Source organism: Curtobacterium sp. MCPF17_001, assembly GCF_003234615.1.
GTDB lineage: Bacteria > Actinomycetota > Actinomycetes > Actinomycetales > Microbacteriaceae > Curtobacterium.
The window spans coordinates 51,218-67,278 of sequence record NZ_QKSL01000016.1 but is presented as its reverse complement, the minus strand read 5'-3'; the positions used below and the strand labels follow the sequence as shown (position 1 = coordinate 67,278).

At 72.5% G+C, this 16,061-nt stretch carries 12 protein-coding genes and 1 tRNA gene; 4 read left to right on the top strand and 9 right to left on the bottom strand.

Annotated elements, in window-relative coordinates; translation table 11 throughout:
* Nucleotides 1-70: 70 nt before the first annotated feature.
* Nucleotides 71-709: a TetR/AcrR family transcriptional regulator gene (locus tag DEJ24_RS17120; RefSeq protein WP_111079165.1), complete on the top strand. Its 639-nt coding sequence runs from the start codon at nt 71-73 to the stop codon at nt 707-709.
* A gap of 21 nt (nt 710-730) precedes the next feature.
* Here DEJ24_RS17120 and DEJ24_RS14070 read toward each other — a convergent pair whose 3' ends face one another.
* The 5 genes from DEJ24_RS14070 to DEJ24_RS14050 form a co-directional block, all read right to left on the bottom strand.
* On the bottom strand, nt 731-3,070 hold the full coding sequence (locus tag DEJ24_RS14070; protein WP_146245988.1) for a DUF3488 and transglutaminase-like domain-containing protein: 2,340 nt from the start codon (nt 3,068-3,070) through the stop codon (nt 731-733).
* Entirely contained in the window at nt 3,067-4,401 is a 1,335-nt protein-coding gene (locus DEJ24_RS14065) for a DUF58 domain-containing protein (RefSeq protein ID WP_111079163.1), read from the bottom strand. The genes DEJ24_RS14070 and DEJ24_RS14065 overlap by 4 nt, the downstream gene beginning before the upstream one ends.
* Nucleotides 4,401-5,330, bottom strand: a complete 930-nt coding sequence (locus tag DEJ24_RS14060) for a MoxR family ATPase (protein WP_111079173.1) — start codon at nt 5,328-5,330, stop codon at nt 4,401-4,403. Before DEJ24_RS14060 ends, DEJ24_RS14065 begins: the two co-directional genes overlap by 1 nt.
* Nucleotides 5,331-5,465: 135 nt before the next feature.
* Nucleotides 5,466-6,503 (bottom strand): sugar phosphate isomerase/epimerase, encoded by a 1,038-nt coding sequence (locus DEJ24_RS14055; RefSeq protein ID WP_111079162.1) that lies wholly within the window; start codon nt 6,501-6,503, stop codon nt 5,466-5,468.
* Nucleotides 6,500-7,723, bottom strand: coding sequence for a Gfo/Idh/MocA family protein (locus DEJ24_RS14050; protein ID WP_111079161.1), 1,224 nt, complete (start codon nt 7,721-7,723; stop codon nt 6,500-6,502). Before DEJ24_RS14050 ends, DEJ24_RS14055 begins: the two co-directional genes overlap by 4 nt.
* 111 nt (nt 7,724-7,834) lie before the next feature.
* Here DEJ24_RS14050 and DEJ24_RS14045 point away from each other — a divergent pair, with 111 nt between their 5' ends.
* Nucleotides 7,835-8,863 carry a LacI family DNA-binding transcriptional regulator gene (locus tag DEJ24_RS14045; protein ID WP_111079160.1) on the top strand — a complete coding sequence of 343 codons (1,029 nt, stop codon included), beginning with the start codon at nt 7,835-7,837 and terminating at the stop codon, nt 8,861-8,863.
* 48 nt (nt 8,864-8,911) lie between these two features.
* Here DEJ24_RS14045 and DEJ24_RS14040 read toward each other — a convergent pair whose 3' ends face one another.
* The 4 genes from DEJ24_RS14040 to DEJ24_RS14025 form a co-directional block, all read right to left on the bottom strand.
* Nucleotides 8,912-9,919 (bottom strand): glycosyl hydrolase family 18 protein, encoded by a 1,008-nt coding sequence (locus DEJ24_RS14040; RefSeq protein WP_111195373.1) that lies wholly within the window; start codon nt 9,917-9,919, stop codon nt 8,912-8,914.
* A 142-nt stretch (nt 9,920-10,061) separates the two neighbouring features.
* Nucleotides 10,062-10,150: transfer RNA gene (locus DEJ24_RS14035), tRNA-Ser, on the bottom strand.
* A gap of 374 nt (nt 10,151-10,524) precedes the next feature.
* Nucleotides 10,525-11,385, bottom strand: coding sequence for a GntR family transcriptional regulator (locus DEJ24_RS14030; RefSeq protein ID WP_111079158.1), 861 nt, complete (start codon nt 11,383-11,385; stop codon nt 10,525-10,527).
* Nucleotides 11,386-11,516: 131 nt separating this feature from the next.
* Nucleotides 11,517-13,040, bottom strand: a complete 1,524-nt coding sequence (locus DEJ24_RS14025; RefSeq protein WP_258374833.1) for an MFS transporter — start codon at nt 13,038-13,040, stop codon at nt 11,517-11,519.
* A gap of 193 nt (nt 13,041-13,233) precedes the next feature.
* Here DEJ24_RS14025 and DEJ24_RS14020 point away from each other — a divergent pair, with 193 nt between their 5' ends.
* Nucleotides 13,234-14,433, top strand: a complete 1,200-nt coding sequence (locus tag DEJ24_RS14020) for a cobalamin-independent methionine synthase II family protein (RefSeq protein WP_258374832.1) — start codon at nt 13,234-13,236, stop codon at nt 14,431-14,433.
* Nucleotides 14,434-14,636: 203 nt separating this feature from the next.
* Nucleotides 14,637-16,025, top strand: a complete 1,389-nt coding sequence (locus DEJ24_RS14015; RefSeq protein ID WP_111079157.1) for an AAA family ATPase — start codon at nt 14,637-14,639, stop codon at nt 16,023-16,025.
* The last annotated feature ends 36 nt before the right edge of the window (nt 16,026-16,061 follow it).

Below are 16,061 nucleotides of genomic sequence, written 5' to 3'. Positions count from 1 at the left end.
GACGTGACGGTGCAGATCACCGGACTGTCGCGCACCCACCCGCCCCAGCAGAGTCCCGGAACAGGATCCGATGACCGACGCAACCGAACCGGCAGGCCCGGACGCACCGGAGGACCGCACCACACCGGTCCCGCGGACACCGCGGTCCGAGGTCCGGGAACGCCTGCTCGCCGCCGGCTCCCGGGTCTTCGCCGAGCAGGGCGTGCACGAAGCGCGGCTCGACGCCGTCGCCGCCGCCGCGGGCTTCAGCAAGGGCGCGGTGTACTCGAACTTCTCGTCGAAGGAGGACCTGCTCGCACAGGTCATGCAGCGCGCCACGAACCGGGTGCTCCAGTCGCTGCAGGAACTCATCGGCATCGACATCAGCGCCGCCGACGTCGGTGACGTCGTCCGGGCCGCGTTCGGACGACACGACCAGAGCGCCGAGTTCGCCCTGCTCTCCGAACTGCGCGCCTACGCCATCCGGCACCCGGAGTTCATGCCCGAGTTCGTCCGGCAGCGCCGCACCCTGCAGGACGGCGTCCGGGAACTCGTCCACACCTGGTTCGCCGCGCACCCCGAGGTCGACCCCGGCATGCCGCTCGACACGTTCGCGACGATCCTCGTCGCGACCAACTCCGGCATGGTGTTCGACGCCCCCGCCCTCGACGGGATGAACCCGGGCGAGGCCGTCGCGACGATGGTGGAGGCGGTACTCCGACCGCGCTGAACCGCCGACGTGGCCAGCGGGTCAGCCCGCTGCCGGCGCGGGTCGCCCGTCCGACGGACGGCCCGAGGGCAGCAGACTCGGCGGGAGCAGGCGGGATCGGACCACCCGACCACGCGAGACCGCGCCGTCCAACGCGGTGCGGGCCTCCCGGACGGACCGGAGCAGTGCCTGCGTGTCCGCACGGCCGTCGACGGCGAAGCGCTCGTGGTCGACGGCGTCCACCACGGACTGCAGGTGCGGCAGCACCGACGCCGGCACCACCGTCCGGAGTCGGCCGAGGACGCCCCGTGCGGTCCGGGCGACGGCGGCTGCGTCCCCGGGTGGCGCCGAACCGGGTGCGAAACCGTGGTCGGCGACGTCGTCGAGCAGTTCCCGCCACGCGGTGACGGCCGGATGCCGTCCCGCTGCGACCGCGCCGAGCCGACGGTGCCGTCGTCCCGCTCGGACCGCGCCGGGTGCGACGAGCACCGCGAGAGCGACGAGCACACCGACGAGCACACCCCACGGGGCGCCACCACCACCGGCACTGCTGCCGCCCGCAGCCGCGGAGGTCGGTGTCGACGAGGCCGATGCCGAGGCCGACGGCGCCGTGGTCTCGCCGGGAGCGGGGAGCGGCGTCGCGGTCGGGGCGGGCGCCGACGTGGCCGACGCCGAGGGCTGCGGCTGCGCGGCCTGGTCGGAGTCCGGCGTCGGTTCGAACGACACCCACCCGGCGCCGCGGATGTACAGCTCCGGCCACGAGTGCAGCTGGCGGTTCGACACGGTGTACTGGCCGTCCTCGCGGCTGGCACCGGCGCGGTAGCCGACGGCGATGCGCGACGGGATGCCGAGGGTCCGGGCCATCACGGCCATCGCGGACGCGAAGTGCACGCAGTACCCCGAGCGCTCCTGCAGGAACCGTGCGACGACGTCCATGCTGTCACCGTCGTAGCCCTGCTCGACCGGCGCCGTCTCGGAGTAGGTGAACAGGCCACTGCGGAACCACTGCTCGAGCGCCCGCGCCTGCCCGTAGTCGGTGGTCGCGCCGGCGTCGACCCGGGCCGCGGTGCTGCGGATCACGTTCGGCAGGTCGTCGGGCAGCTCGGTGTCGGTGCGGAGCTGCGCCCGGGACGGCGCGACGAAGCCACGACCGTCGGCCTGGGACAGCCGGCCGGAGGCGGCGATGGCGTCGAGGTACGCGTTCGCGGACACCGAGGCGCCGTACGCCTCGTAGACCGCACCGCGGCGGGTCGCCGGACCCGCGGAACGGACCGTGTTCGTGTCCCCGGACCAGCGCCACTGGGCGAGGTCGAGGTTCGTGGACCTCGCCTCGACCGACATCGCCCCGGCGGGCAGCGGCAGGTAGTTGCTCGACAGTCCGGTGATCTGCACCGTCACGTCGCCACGGTCGGCCAACCGCGGGTTGACGCCCTCCACCCGACGGGACTGGTCGGCGGTGTCCGCGGTGGAGGCGTCGGTGACGGTCGGCACCCAGTCGCCCGTGCCGAACTCGTCGAGGTCCGCGAGCTTGAGGTACTCCGGTTGCCCGTCCGAGGACCGGTACCGGAAGACCTCGAGCTCGCTCGGTCGACGGAGGTCCTGGCCGAGTTCGAGCAGGGTGCCTGGGCGTCCGGGCTGGATCGGCGACTGGATCGCCCCCGTCACGCCGGAGAGCCAGCCGGCGTCGATCGGCACGAGGACGGGCAGCCCGATGGCCACGACCAACCCGATGGCGCCGACGACGGCAGCCGGGAAGACCCGTTGCACCGGCCGGACCGACGTCCACAGCAGCGCGAGGAAGGCCAGCGCGGCGGACACGACCAGCCACCCGGACGGGGCCTCGCCCGTGATGATGCCCGGCACCAGGAGGATCACGAGCGCGGGGGCCGCGGCCAGGGCGGCGGTCGGGGCCACGGCTGCCAGGAACAGCGAGGCGCCCGCCACCCAGGCGATCGCCACCGTCACGATCAGCCGGATCGAGTCCGTCTGCGGCAGCGGAGCCGGGTTCAGGCGGATCGCCGCCAGCGTCTGCCCGAGCGCGCCGTCCCGGTCGAGCCAGCCGAGCGGCGCGGTGTCGTTGAGGAGCGCCGCGGCGCAGGAGCCGAGCACGAGCGTCGCGACGAGCGCCACGAAGCGGACGCCGCGGGGCCGGGTCCGGACGGCGAGCAGGACTGCGACGAGCACGGCGGTGAACACCACGCCGGACAGCCACCACGAGATCCCCTGCACGAGCGGGCGCATCGCCAGTGCGGCGACGAGGACGGGCACCGGGGCGAGGGCCACGACCCAGGCGCCGGGGGTGTCCGGGCTGCGGTCGTCGCGGTCCAGGACCTCGCGGACGTCGACGTGCTGGCGCTGCCGGCTCGGGCTGGTGGCGGTCACCGGCTGCGTCCGCTCACGGTCGTGCCGGGCACCGGCACCACGAGCACGCGCCACCCGGCGCGGTCCATGATCCCGCGGACGACGGGGTCGGGGGCGACGACGGTGACGAGCACCCCGCGGCTCGACCCGTTCGTCGCGGAGACGAGCCCGGCCGCCTCCTCCGGGCTGCAGTGCCCGGTGACGACCGCGGTCATGCCGTGCACGTCACGACCGCGGACGCCGTGCAGCACGTCGACGGGGTCGCGCGAGTCGGACCGGGCCTGGACGTCGGCGAGGCCCACGAGCACCTCGGACAGACCACCGGCGTCGCCGCTGTGGCGGACGTCACCGCCGGGACCGTCACTGACGAGTGCGACCCGGGACGTCCGTGCCGACAGCGCCCGGGCGACGCTCGCCGCCACCACGACCGCGTGCTCGAACGCCTGGTCGCCGCCGAGGTCGGACAGTTCGGACAGGTCGTCGCGGCCGAGCTGCTGGTACGAGGAGCGGCGCACGTCGAGGGCGACCACGGCCTCCGGGGGCTGCGCCTGCGTGGTCTGACGGACGTGCAGGACGCCCCGCTTCGCGCTCTGTCCCCAGTGCACGCGGCGGATCGGGTCGCCCGGACGGTACGGGCGGAGCTCGCTGTCGTCGGCCGATCCGCCCTGTCCGACCCGGCCCTCGTCCGCGGAGACCGCGCCGGCGAGGGCACCGGTGTCGAGCGCGGCGAGCGGCGTCGTCCCGGGGACCACGACGACCTCCTCGGCCGGGACGACCGGCCGGTCGATGCGGAGCAGCCCGAACGGGTCCTCGACGCGGATCGTGACCGGGCCGATGGTCGCCCGCCCGCGGTGGATCGCGAGGGCCTCGACGTCCAGGACGGCCGGCGGCTGGCCGGGTCCGATGGTGACCAGCGACGCCGCGTCACCGGTGCTCACGAAGAGGTCGTCGAGCTGTTCGCGGACCAGCAGCGTGGACCGCGGTGCGAAGCGCACCCCGGAGCCCCGGAGCGTGACCCGCTCCCGGTAGACCTCTCCCACCTGCACGGTCGCGCGCGGTGCCGACCGGGAGGCCCGGAGCGGCGCCGCCACGGCCAGTGCGGTGACGACACCCGCGACGACGAGCACCAGGAGCAGGAGACCCGCGGACACGGCGACGCTCATCGACGCCACGAGTCCGCCGCCGACGAGCCCGATGCCGACCGCGAGGACCGTCCAGCCGCGCAGCGTCGGTCGGGGGAACGGGGTCCGCCGCAGCATGCCGACCCCGCGGCGTCCGATGCGGGACAGCGCCGAGCCGGCCGCGCCCGCGCGAAGCGCGATCGGACGGGCAGCGGGGCGCCGGTCGGCCATCAGGAGCGGACGGGGGTCGCGGTGAACGGCACCGCGGTGTCGGAGACGATCCGGACGACGATCTGGCGGGCGGTGTCCTCGGCCGAACCGCCGAGGCCGCGGGCGACCGGGACGAGCCGGTGTGCCAGGACGACCGGGGCCAGGGTCGCGACGTCGTCCGGGGTGACGAACGGCCGGCCGAGGAGCGCTGCGTGGGCGCGGGCCGCCTGCGCCAGGTGCAGGGTCGCGCGGGGGCTGGCACCGAGGAGCAGGTCGGGGTGTGTACGGGTGGCGCGGACGATCTCGACGATGTACGCCTCGACGTCCGCCGCGATGTGCACCGTCCGCACGGACGCGATCATGGCGCGGAGCGTGTCGACGTCGACGACGGGGCGCAGGTCGGCGAGCGGGTCGTGTCCGCCGCGGGCCGCGAGCATGCGCCGTTCGGCACCGGGGCTCGGGTAGCCCATCGCGATGCGCGCCATGAACCGGTCGCGCTGCGCCTCCGGCAGGGGGTACGTGCCCTCCATGTCGACCGGGTTCTGCGTCGCGACGATCATGAAGGGGGTCTCGAGGGGCCGGGTCACGCCGTCGACGGTGACCTGGGACTCGGCCATCGCCTCCAGGAGCGCCGACTGCGTCTTCGGGCTCGTGCGGTTGATCTCGTCGCCGATGACGACGTTCGCGAACACCGGACCCGGCGAGAACCGGAAGGCGCCGGACGACTGGTCGTAGATGTTCACGCCGGTGACGTCCGAGGGCAGCATGTCGGAGGTGAACTGGATGCGGCTCACGGACCCGCCGACCGAGGCACCGAGGGCCTTCGCCAGCACGGTCTTGCCGACGCCGGGGACGTCCTCGACGAGCAGGTGTCCCTCGGCGAGCATCACGGTGAGGGCGGTGCGGATGGCCTCGGTCTTGCCGTCCACCACGGTCGCGACCGACGCCATGACGGCCGCACCCGCGTCCTGGATCCGGTCGATCGGGACGGTCTGGTGGGTCAGCTCCGGCACGCAGGTCTCCTCGCCGCTGGGTCGATGTCCGGCGATGCTACAACGGCCGAGTGAGCGCAACCGGAGGATGCGTCACCGATCGCGCAGCGCGGACGGGACATGCGGTGCGGACGGGAGACGCAGTGCCGCGTCCGCGGCGAGCAGGACCTCCGCCGCCACCGTGACCCCCTCCTCCCGCCCGAGCTCGGTGTCCTCGTGCTCGATGTTGACGAGCATGTCCGGGTCGACCTCGTGCAGCGCGCGGAGGAACTCGGTCCAGAACGCGGTGTCGTGCCCCTTCCCGAGCGCCACGAAGTCCCACGCGGACGGCTTCGGCCACTCGTTCGCCCACTCGTCGCCGCCGAGGTTGGTGCGCGGCTCGTCCGGTGACAGTCGCCGGAACGAGTTGTCGAGCACGCCGTTGATCGCGGCGTGCGGGTTGATCCGGACGTCCTTGGCGGCGGCGTGCAGGACGAGCGGGCCGAGGTCACGGACGACGGCGACCGGGTCCATCTGCTGCCAGAACAGGTGGCTGGCGTCGAGTTCCACGCCGGTGTTCGTCAGGGCACCGCGTTCCACGAGTTCCCGGACCGACGCCGGGTTGAAGACGAGGTTCTGCGGATGCAGCTCGAGCGCGACGTGCACCCCGTGCTCCCGGGCGAACGCGTCGATCTCCTGCCAGAACGGCACCGCGATGCTCCACTGGTGTTCGAGGACGTCGAGCGCGGCGGAGTTCCAGGCGTTCACGATCCAGTTCGGACGGGTCCCGCCGGGCTCCCCCGCCGGCAGTCCGGACATCGTGACGACGCGGGTCTGCCCGAGGCGGGCCGCCAGGCGGATGCTGCGTCGGATGTCCTCCGCGTGCGCACGGCCGATCGCGGGGTCGGGGTGCAGCGGGTTGCCGTTGCAGTTGAGTCCGGCGATCGACACCCCGGTGCCGTCGAACTGCTCGAGGAAGGCGTCGCGAGCCGCGTCGTCCGTCAGGATCGCGTCGATGTCCGGCACGTGCACCGGGGGCAGGAAGCCGCCGGTGTTCAACTCGATCCCGGTCAGGCCGGCCCGACGGACGGCGGTGAGTGCGTCGGCGAGGGACCGGTCGTGGAAGACCGCGTTGTACAGTCCGAGCTTCATGCGCTGACCGTCGCCGTCGTGTCGGCGGTGCGCCGGGCCTCCACCGTGACCGTGCGACCGCCGTCGGCGGCCGATGCGGTGACGGCGGCGAGGACCTCCATGTTGTGCACGCCGTCGTGGAAGGTGGCGTTCGTCGGCAGGGGGTCGGCGACCCCGGCCACCTCGTCGAGGAAGGCGCGGGCCTGCACCTCGAACATCTGGTTCTGCCCCCAACCGACGCCGGGTGCGTCCATCGCCATCCCGCCCGCGACGTAGGGGTGGTCGGGGCCGAGGACGACCTGCCGGTACCCGCCCAGGCGGCTGCCGTCGCTGCGGAGGGCGAGACCGATCTCGGCCGGACGCTCCTGGTCCCAGCGCGCCGCCCCGTTCTCGCAGAACACCTCGACCACCAGGCCGTTCGGGTGCGCCGTCGTGACGCGCGAGACCTCGAGGGAGCCGACACCGTCACCGAAGCGAGCGGCGAAGGTGGCGTAGTCGTCGTTCTGCACGCGTGCCGTCTCCCCCGTGAGCGGTGCCCCCTGCCCACGGAGCGCGTGTCCGGCCGCGACCGGGCGCTCGGTGATCTCGGTGGTGAACAGTCCTCCGCTGACCTGCGCGACGTCCCCGGCCAGGAACTCGGCGATGTACGTCAGGTGGGACCCGACGTCGGCGAGCGCGCCGGTGCCCGGGGCGCCGGCGTAGCGCCACGAGAACGGCACGTCGGGCGAGGAGCCGTAGTCCGTCCAGTACCGTCCGGAGAGGTGCCGCACCCGGCCGAGCGTGCCGTCGTCGACGAGCTCGCGGATCGCGGCGAGGCCGGGGGCGCGGCGGTAGGTGAAGCCGATCCGGGCGGTGATGCCCCGTTCCGCTGCCCGGTCCGCGGCGTCGGCCATCGCGCGGGCGTCCTCGAGCGAGTCGGCGAGCGGCTTCTCGCAGAGGACGTGCTTGCCGGCGTCGAGCAGCCCCTCGACGATCTCGCGGTGCAGGCTGTTCGCGACCACGACGCTGACGACGTCGATGTCGTCCGCCGCGGCGATCGCCCGCCAGTCGGTGTCGTGCCGCTCGTACCCGAACCGCCGCGCCGCCTGCTGGGCGAGCGGCTCGTACACGTCCCCGACCGACACGAGTCGGACGGGCGGCAGGACCGGGTCGAAGAGGGTCGGTGCGGTCCGCCACGCATTCATGTGGGCCTTGCCCGCCATGCCGGCTCCGATGACGGCGACGCCGATGGGCTCGCTCATGTGCACTCCTTCGTGACGGTGACCCGACGTTCTGGAACGTTCCAGAACGAGTGGCTACACTGTAGACGCAGGCACCCATGTCCTGTCAATGCCTGATCTGCAGGAGGGTCCATGGCCGAGCGACCGCCGACGATCATCGACGTCGCCGCCCGTGCCGGGGTCTCGAAGTCACTCGTCTCGATGGTCGTGCGCGGCGACCCGGGGGTCTCCCCCGCCCGCCGCGCGGCCGTCCTCGCCGCCGTCGCCGAGCTCGGCTACCGCACGAACCGGGCCGCGGCGATCCTCGCGGGCACCAGGACCGGCACCGTCGGGGTGGTCGTCGATGACTTCCGCAACCCCTGGTACGTCCCGATGCTCGACGGCATCCGGGAGGTCCTCGCGCCCCGCGGACTCCGACTCACCCTGGCCGACGGCGCCGCGAACGCGCACCTCGGCGCCTCACCCTTCGACGACCTCGTCTCGCTGCGCGTCGACGGCGTCGTCCTCGCCGCCGAGTCACCCGCCGGCCTCGTCGTCCCGGACGGCCTGCCTGTCGTCGTCGCCGGCGAGCGCGCCGTCCGCCCCGCGGACACCGACACCGTCGCGTCGGACGAAGCCGCGGGCGGACGACTCGCCATCCGCCACCTCGTCCACCTCGGCCACCGGAGGATCGCGCACCTCACCGGGACGGGAGGCTCGGCCACCGCCCGTCGCGTCGCCGCCGTCGCCGAGATGGCCCGCTCCGGCATGGTCCCGGTCGTCGCCGGCGACGCCGGCACGGACGAGGCCGCCGGACACCAGGCGGCCCGGACCGTGCTCGCCGAGCACCCGGACGTCACCGCGTTCTTCGCCGCGAACGACGTCATGGCGATGGGTGCGATCGCCGCCGTGCTCGAGGCCGGACTGCGGGTGCCCGAGGACGTCTCCGTGATCGGGCACGACGAGACCCCGCTGGCGTCGTCACCCCTCGTCGGTCTGACCACGGTCGACCCGCACAACGACGAGGTCGGACGGCGTGCGGCGGCACGGCTGCTGGTGCGGCTCGACGCTGCCGCCGGGCGACCGGACGGCAGCGCTGCGGCACCGGCCCCGGCCCCGACGCGGTCACTCGTCGAACCGTCACTCGTGCTCCGGCGCACCACGGGGCCGCCGCCGTCCTGATCCGCTGAGCCGAGATCGGCGCGGTGCAGCGCTTCCGTGCCCGACGGATCAGCGCTCGGGCAGAGGCGACAGGTTGAGCGACCACATCGCGACGCCGTGCACACCGAGCTCGCGCGCCAGGTCCCGGCGTGCGGCGTAGGACCGGTCGTCGGACCAGCGCAGCTGCCGGCCGTCCTCGAGCGTCGCCGACCACTCCCCCGTACGGTCCGACCATTCTGCCCGCTCGCCGGCCAGGTGCGCTGCCCGGGCTGCCGGGATCGGGGCGGCGTCCGCGCCGGACCCCCACGCGTAGCCGTAGCCCGCGATGCCGACGTCGATGCGGTCTGCGGGGAGGCCGCCGTCGACGGCGGTGCGCACGGCCTTCCGCGTCCACGGCAACGACCCGATCGTGCCAGGACCGCCCCACGGCCCGTGCTGGTCGTAGGTCATCAGGACGATGCGGTCGAGGTGCGGGGCGAGCCCGGCCAGGTCGTAGCCGCGCGAGCGGTACTCCGCCGGGTCGGTGGAGGACATCATCGCGATCGAGACCTCGGCGTCGTCCCCGAGCCGCTCGCGGACGGCACTCCGGAGCGCCCGGGTGAAGGTGACCAGGTCGGCCTGGTCCTGGGAGCGCATCGACTCGAGGTCGATCTGCACGCCGTCGGCCCCGAGGCGAGCCGCCAGGTCGACGAGCCCGCCGACGACACGCTCCCGGTTCGTCGGCGACGACAGCAGCGCCGTGGCCGCTTCGGGCGAGAAGTCCCCGAGCGTCGACGTGTAGTTGCTGAAGAGCACCTCGGTCCGGGCCCCGGCGTCCGCGGCGACGCCGACGAGTTCGCCGACGTCGCCCGAGGTCGGGAGCAGGTGCGTGCCGTCGTCGGCCAGCGCCGCACCGTCCACCCCGATGACGTCTGCCCCGCGGTCGACGGCGGTGCGCACGCGGTCGGCGGCACCCCCTCCGGGTTCGACGTAACCCTCGATGCCGCCGGCCGCGCCGCGGGTGCCGTCGGCGCTGCAGCCCGAGAGCAGCACGGCGCCGAGCGCCACGGTCGCCGCTGCCGTCGTCATCCGTCGCATCACCCGATGACCGTAGCTGGTGCGTCCGGGGGCGCGCCCCGGGCGGCCGGTGGACCGAGACCCGGACGTCGGGGGGAAGAGCTGCGCACCGGGAACGACGAAACCCCGGTCCGCATCGACGGTTCCGGGGTTTCGTGGAGTGCGGAGACGGAGGGATTTGAACCCTCGGTCCCCGAAAGGGGACTCCACCTTAGCAGGGTGGTGCACTCGGCCTGACTATGCGACGTCTCCAGGTGTTCGACGACGAGCATACAGGAGGTCAGGCGGACTCTCGACCCGCCGGATCGCCGTCAGCGGAGCCGCAGTCGTGCCCGATGAGCGGGCATCTGCGGCTCCGTTCTCATCGGTCCCCCGAAGTGGGGACGATGGGGGGTTGCTGTTGTGTACCCCGGTGCATAGTCTCATGGTGACGTGGCATCACATTCCGGGGCGTCACAACCCCGTCGCCGCGACACAGCACCCAGCAAGAGCACGCAGTACAGCACCCAGACGTCGCTCCCCGTGGCCTGGGCCTGACGCCCCCGATCGTCAGCGCCCGCCCGGGGAGCGACTTGGTTCCGCGACGGCATGGTGATGTCCGTCGCGCACGGCGACACCGGTTCCACTCAAGCCGTCTCGGCGCTGCGGAACCGCTCGGGCAGCGCGATCAGCAGCTCGGCCAGCTCGGTCAGCCGGACGGCGCACAGCGCGACGTCGTCCGCGAGCGCTGCGGTCCGTGCAGCCTTGACGACCTGCATGCGCCGGGTCCAGTCCGCTGCGACGTCGATGCCGTTCGCCCGCGCGATGTCGTCCGTGTGGAAGACATCGAGCACGGTCTGCTGCGATCGCAACCAGTCAGCGCTCACCGGGGCTCCGGACCGCCGGAGCACCCACACCGCGAGCTCCACGAACGCACCGGCCTCCGACAGACAGTCGCGGAGGACGGCGGGGTCGAAGGGCTCGTCGCCCCGGGCACAGCTGGTCGGCGGATCGACCAGCATCGAGCGCGCGATCCGGGTGCGCTCGACCATCTGCCCGACCGTCCACGGGGCGATCACCACACCGACGTAGCGCTGCACGATGACCAGTCGGAGGGCCTCGAGCGGCACGAGCGCTTCGCGGACCGGGGTCCGTGACACCCGCATGTCGTCGGCCAGCGCGTCGAGGCGCAGGCGCTGTCCACGGCGGTAGTCACCGCGCAGGATGTGGCGCAACATCCGTTCGAAGACCGCGTCACGCAAGAGGTTGCGCGGCACCCCCAGCGGGTCGGTGACACCGCCGCCGGCACTGGTGCCGGCACCGGCGGCACCGGGTTCGGCACCGGTGGCACTGGCGGCACTGGTGGCACTGGTGGCACTGATCACGTCGCTCTCGACGCGCAGGAGTCCGGTCATCAGGTCACCGTCCTGCACGGCGGCTCCGATGGCCGAGGGCGCCGTCTGCCCGGTGGAGAACCGGACGCGGCCGTCTTCTGTGGAGGACAGCATGCTGCCCCCTCCGGCGGTGTACGGCCGTCGTGGTGGTGTCGTGCATCGGATCCTCCGTGACCACGGCCCTCCGGACGGGGCCGTGGTCACGAGGATCACAGGATGCGGCGGCGACCGCTAAACATGTTGCATCAGGAGTTTCGCCCGGTCGCCTGACCACGGCTGGACGGGCCTCCCGTGCCGGAACCCGGACCGGAGTCCGCACTGTCCTTCCCGGTCAACACCGACAGCGGCTGCGTGATGTCCTCGAGCCCCTTCCGGGCGGCATCGACCCCGAAGACGAGTGCGACCACCCCGCCGACGATCATCACCCCGGACCCCAGCAGGTACCCCCAGAAGAGCGGCTCGCGGTCCGAACCGTCGCCGATGAAGGCGCCGTAGATGAGCGGCGCGATCGCGCCGAAGACCTGCGCCAGCGCGAAGAAGTACGAGATCGCCTGCGACCGCAGTTCGAGCGGGAAGATCTCGCTCACCGTCAGGTAGGCACTCGAGGCACCTGCCGACGCGAAGAAGAACGACACGCACCAGAACGCGACCTGCCAGCCCGCGTTGATCGCGTCCGCGCGGAACAGGAACGCCGAGGTGGCGAGCACCAGACCGGACACCAGGTAGGTCAGGAAGATCATCTGCCGCCGACCCCAGGTGTCGAAGAAGCGGCCGAGGATGATCGGCCCGAGCAGGTTGCCGATCGCGAACGGGAAGAAGTAGATCGACGTCTCTGCGGTCTTCAGCCCGAAGAAGTTCGTCAGCACGAGTGCGTACGTGAAGAAGATCGCGTTGTACAGGAACGCCTGCGTGATCATCATCGTCGCGCCGACCAGCGTCCTGGTCGGGTACTGCTTGAGCAGCACGCGCGCGATGGTCAGGAACCCCACCCGGTCCATCGGTGTGACGGTCATCGCCTTCGACTGCGGCACCGGCTCGAGCTCCTTGCCGGACTCCCGCTCGACCTCGGCCTCGATCCGCGCGACGGTGTCCTCCGCCTCCTGCTCCTTGCCGTGCGTCATCAGCCACCGGGGACTCTCCGGGATGTGCCGACGGAGGAAGATGATCGCGATGCCGAGCACCGGGCCGAGGAAGAACCCGATCCGCCACCCGATGCTCTCGGAGAAGTTGGCCGTGTCGAGCAGGTAGATGTTCGCAGCCGCACCGAGGGCGGCGCCGCCCCAGTAGGTGCCGTTGATCGCGATGTCGACGTGCCCGCGGTACTTCGCCGGGATGAGCTCGTCGATCGCCGAGTTGATCGCGGCGTACTCGCCACCGATGCCGAGACCGGCGACGAACCGGAAGACCGCCAGGAACCAGAAGTCCTGCGCCAGACCCGCGACGCCGGAACCGATCAGGTAGATCGCGAGCGTCAGGATGAAGAGCTTGCGCCGACCGAGTCGATCCGACAGGCGCCCGAAGACCAGTGCGCCGACGACCTGGCCGACCAGGTAGATGCTGCCGAGGGACGCGACGTCCTGGTTCGACAGTCCCAGGTCGGCCTTGAACCCGGCGTTCGAGACGATCTGGATCTCGAGTCCGTCGAGGATCCACGACACCCCCAGGCCGACCACGACGCTCCAGTGGAACCTCGTCCACGGCAGTCGGTCCATCCTCGCCGGGACGAGACTCGTGACCGTCCCGTCCTTCGTTCCGCTGGCGCTCGTCATGCGCGTGCTCCTCCCGCGGTGAGCGCCTTCCGCCCGCCGCAAGAACGGAACGTACGCCGGAGCCGCCGCTCTTGTCCGCGGCCGGGACCGGAACGGCCGACGAACGACGAACGACGGGCGTGGCCGCCGGCACGCGTCGGACGGGAGGCTCGTGACGGTGCCGCCACGAGCCTCCGGTCAGTAGCGTGGTGGCGTGCCGCTGCAGAACTCGACCGACCGCATCCTCACCACCCACACGGGCTCGCTCCCCCGGACGCCGGAGCTCACCGCGCTCCTGGTCGCCCGCGACCAGGGCAAGCCGTTCGACGAACAGGCGCTCCGTGACGAGATCGCCGCCGTGCTCGCCCGCACCGTCGACGCGCAGCTGGCGGCCGGGATCGACGTCGTCAACGACGGCGAGGTGCCCCGCGTCGGCTTCTCCACCTACATCCGCGAGCGCCTGTCCGGATTCGGCGGCACCGGACACCGCAAGCCGACGCTCGACTCCGTGAAGTTCCCCGAGTACGCCGCGTTCCAGGCCCGGCAGATCGACGAGGGCGCCGAGTTCGCCCGGGTCTGGGACACCCCGGTGGCGCAGGGCCTGCTGCAGTACGACGAGGAGCGCGCCGGCATCCGGGAGGACCTCGACGGCTTCGAACGCGAACTCGCTCGCAACGCCGAAGCCGGCCGCACCCCGGCCGGCACGTTCATCTCGGCGGCGACGCCCGGGATCGTCGCGACGACCCTGCTGCTCGACGACGCCAACCCGCACTACGCCGACCACCGCGAGTACGTCTTCGCCCTGGCCGAGCAGCTCCGCGTCGAGTACGAGGAGATCGCCGCCCGCGGCCACGTCCTGCAGCTCGACGCTCCGGACCTGGCGATGGAGCGGGTGATCCACTTCGGCGACGCATCCCTCGACGAGTTCCTGGCGGCGGTCGACCTGCACGTCGACGCGCTCAACCACGCCCTGCGGAACATCCCGAAGGAGCAGACCCGACTGCACGTCTGCTACGGCAACTGGCAGGGGCCGCACCAGGACGACGTCCCCGTCGACGTGCTGCTGCCGCACCTCTACCGGGCCGAGGTCGGGTCGTTCAGCATCCCGTTCGGCAACCCGCGGCACGCGCACGAGTTCCCGGCGTTCCGCGACCTGCCGCTGCCCGACGGCGCGGTCCTCGTGCCGGGCGTCATCGACGTGACGACGAACTACCTCGAGCACCCGCAGCTCGTCGCCAACCGGATCGTCGAGGCGGCCGAGGCCGTCGGTGACCCGACCCGGATCGTCGCCGGCACGGACTGCGGCCTGGCGACCTTCGCCAGCTACGAGTTCATCGCGTCCGACGTGGCGTGGGCGAAGCTCGGCGCACTCGTCGAGGGCGCCGAGATCGCGTCCCGCCGCCTGTTCGGCTGACGCGTCCGCGCGCCGCCGTCGGCGCGAGACGCCTCCGACACATCGAGACACCGCCACATCCGGCGGCGTCTCGCCCCTCCGGCGGCGTCACGACCAGACGGGGGCGTCTCGGCGCCACGGTGCCGGACGGGAGGCGCGGGGCGGCCCCGCCACGGGCCTCCCGTCCGTTGCCGCCGTCGGTGGGCGGGCGTACCGTGGCGCCCGTGAACCGACCTGATCTCTCCACGGTCGGCGAGCTCCGCGCTGCTGGGCACGTCCAGAAGTCGGTCCGCGCCGAGATCCGCGACAACCTGCTCACCGCCCTCCGCGAGGGCCGTGACCCCTGGCCCGGCCTGCACGGCTTCCAGACCACCGTCATCCCGCAGCTCGAGCGCGCCCTGATCGCCGGACACGACGTCGTCCTGCTGGGCGAGCGCGGCCAGGGCAAGACCCGACTGCTCCGCACCCTGAACGGCCTGATGGACGAGTGGACACCGGTCATCACCGGCTCCGAACTCGGCGAGCACCCGTACGAACCGATCGTCACGGCGAGCATCCGTCGCGCCCAGAACCTCGGCGACGCACTGCCGATCTCGTGGGTGCACCGCGACGACCGCTACGTCGAGAAGCTCGCGACGCCGGACACCTCCGTCGCGGACCTGATCGGTGACGTCGACCCGATGAAGGTCGCCGAAGGCCGCAGCCTCGGCGACCCGGAGACGATCCACTTCGGCCTGATCCCGCGCGGTCACCGCGGCATCGTCGCGATCAACGAGCTGCCTGACCTCGCCGAGCGCATCCAGGTCGCGATGCTCAACGTGATGGAGGAGCGGGACGTCCAGATCCGCGGGTACGTGCTGCGACTGCCGCTCGACGTGCTCGTCGTCGCGAGTGCGAACCCCGAGGACTACACGAACCGCGGCCGGATCATCACACCGCTGAAGGACCGCTTCGGCGCCGAGATCCGCACGCACTACCCGATCGAGCTGGCGGACGAGATCGCCGTCATCCGGCAGGAGGCGCAGTTGACCGCCGAGGTGCCGGACGCCTTGATCGAGATCCTCGCCCGCTTCACCCGTGCCCTCCGCGAGTCGAGTGCCGTGGACCAGCGCAGTGGTGTCAGTGCCCGCTTCTCGATCGCCGGTGCCGAGACGGTGTCCGCCGCCGCCGTGCACCGCGCAGCCCGCCAGGGTGAGCCGGACGCCGTCGCCCGACCGATCGACCTCGAGACCGCGGTCGACGTCCTCGGCGGCAAGATCGAGTTCGAGTCCGGGGAAGAGGACCGCGCCGACGAGGTGCTCGAACACCTGCTGCGGACCGCGACCGCCGAGACCGTGCGCTCGCGCTTCCGTGGGCTGGACTTCGGCGTGCTCGTCGATGCGCTCGAGGGCGGCACGATGGTCACCACCGGCGAACAGGTCAGCGCGCGGGACTTCCTCGCCGGGCTGCCGTCGCTCGGTGAGTCCGACCTGTACGACCAGGTGTGCGAGCGCCTCGGCGCCACGTCCGACGGCGAGCGGGCCGGCGCGATCGAGTTGGCGCTGGAGGGCCTGTTCCTGGCCCGCCGCATCAGCAAGGAGTCCGGCGGGGGCGAAGCAGCGTATGGGATGTGACCCGGTGCGCACCGACACCGACACCGACACCGACAC

What these genes read in the sequence shown, in the direction of transcription:
- DEJ24_RS17120 (WP_111079165.1), top strand. Translation starts at nt 71, where the DNA reads ATGACCGACGCAACCGAACCGGCAGGCCCGGACGCACCGGAGGACCGC.
- DEJ24_RS14065 (WP_111079163.1), bottom strand. Translation starts at nt 4,401, where the DNA reads ATGGCCGACCGGCGCCCCGCTGCCCGTCCGATCGCGCTTCGCGCGGGC.
- DEJ24_RS14060 (WP_111079173.1), bottom strand. Translation starts at nt 5,330, where the DNA reads ATGGCGTCGGTCGCGACCGTGGTGGACGGCAAGACCGAGGCCATCCGC.
- DEJ24_RS14055 (WP_111079162.1), bottom strand. Translation starts at nt 6,503, where the DNA reads ATGAAGCTCGGACTGTACAACGCGGTCTTCCACGACCGGTCCCTCGCC.
- DEJ24_RS14050 (WP_111079161.1), bottom strand. Translation starts at nt 7,723, where the DNA reads ATGAGCGAGCCCATCGGCGTCGCCGTCATCGGAGCCGGCATGGCGGGC.
- DEJ24_RS14045 (WP_111079160.1), top strand. Translation starts at nt 7,835, where the DNA reads ATGGCCGAGCGACCGCCGACGATCATCGACGTCGCCGCCCGTGCCGGG.
- DEJ24_RS14040 (WP_111195373.1), bottom strand. Translation starts at nt 9,919, where the DNA reads ATGCGACGGATGACGACGGCAGCGGCGACCGTGGCGCTCGGCGCCGTG.
- DEJ24_RS14030 (WP_111079158.1), bottom strand. Translation starts at nt 11,385, where the DNA reads ATGCTGTCCTCCACAGAAGACGGCCGCGTCCGGTTCTCCACCGGGCAG.
- DEJ24_RS14025 (WP_258374833.1), bottom strand. Translation starts at nt 13,040, where the DNA reads ATGACGAGCGCCAGCGGAACGAAGGACGGGACGGTCACGAGTCTCGTC.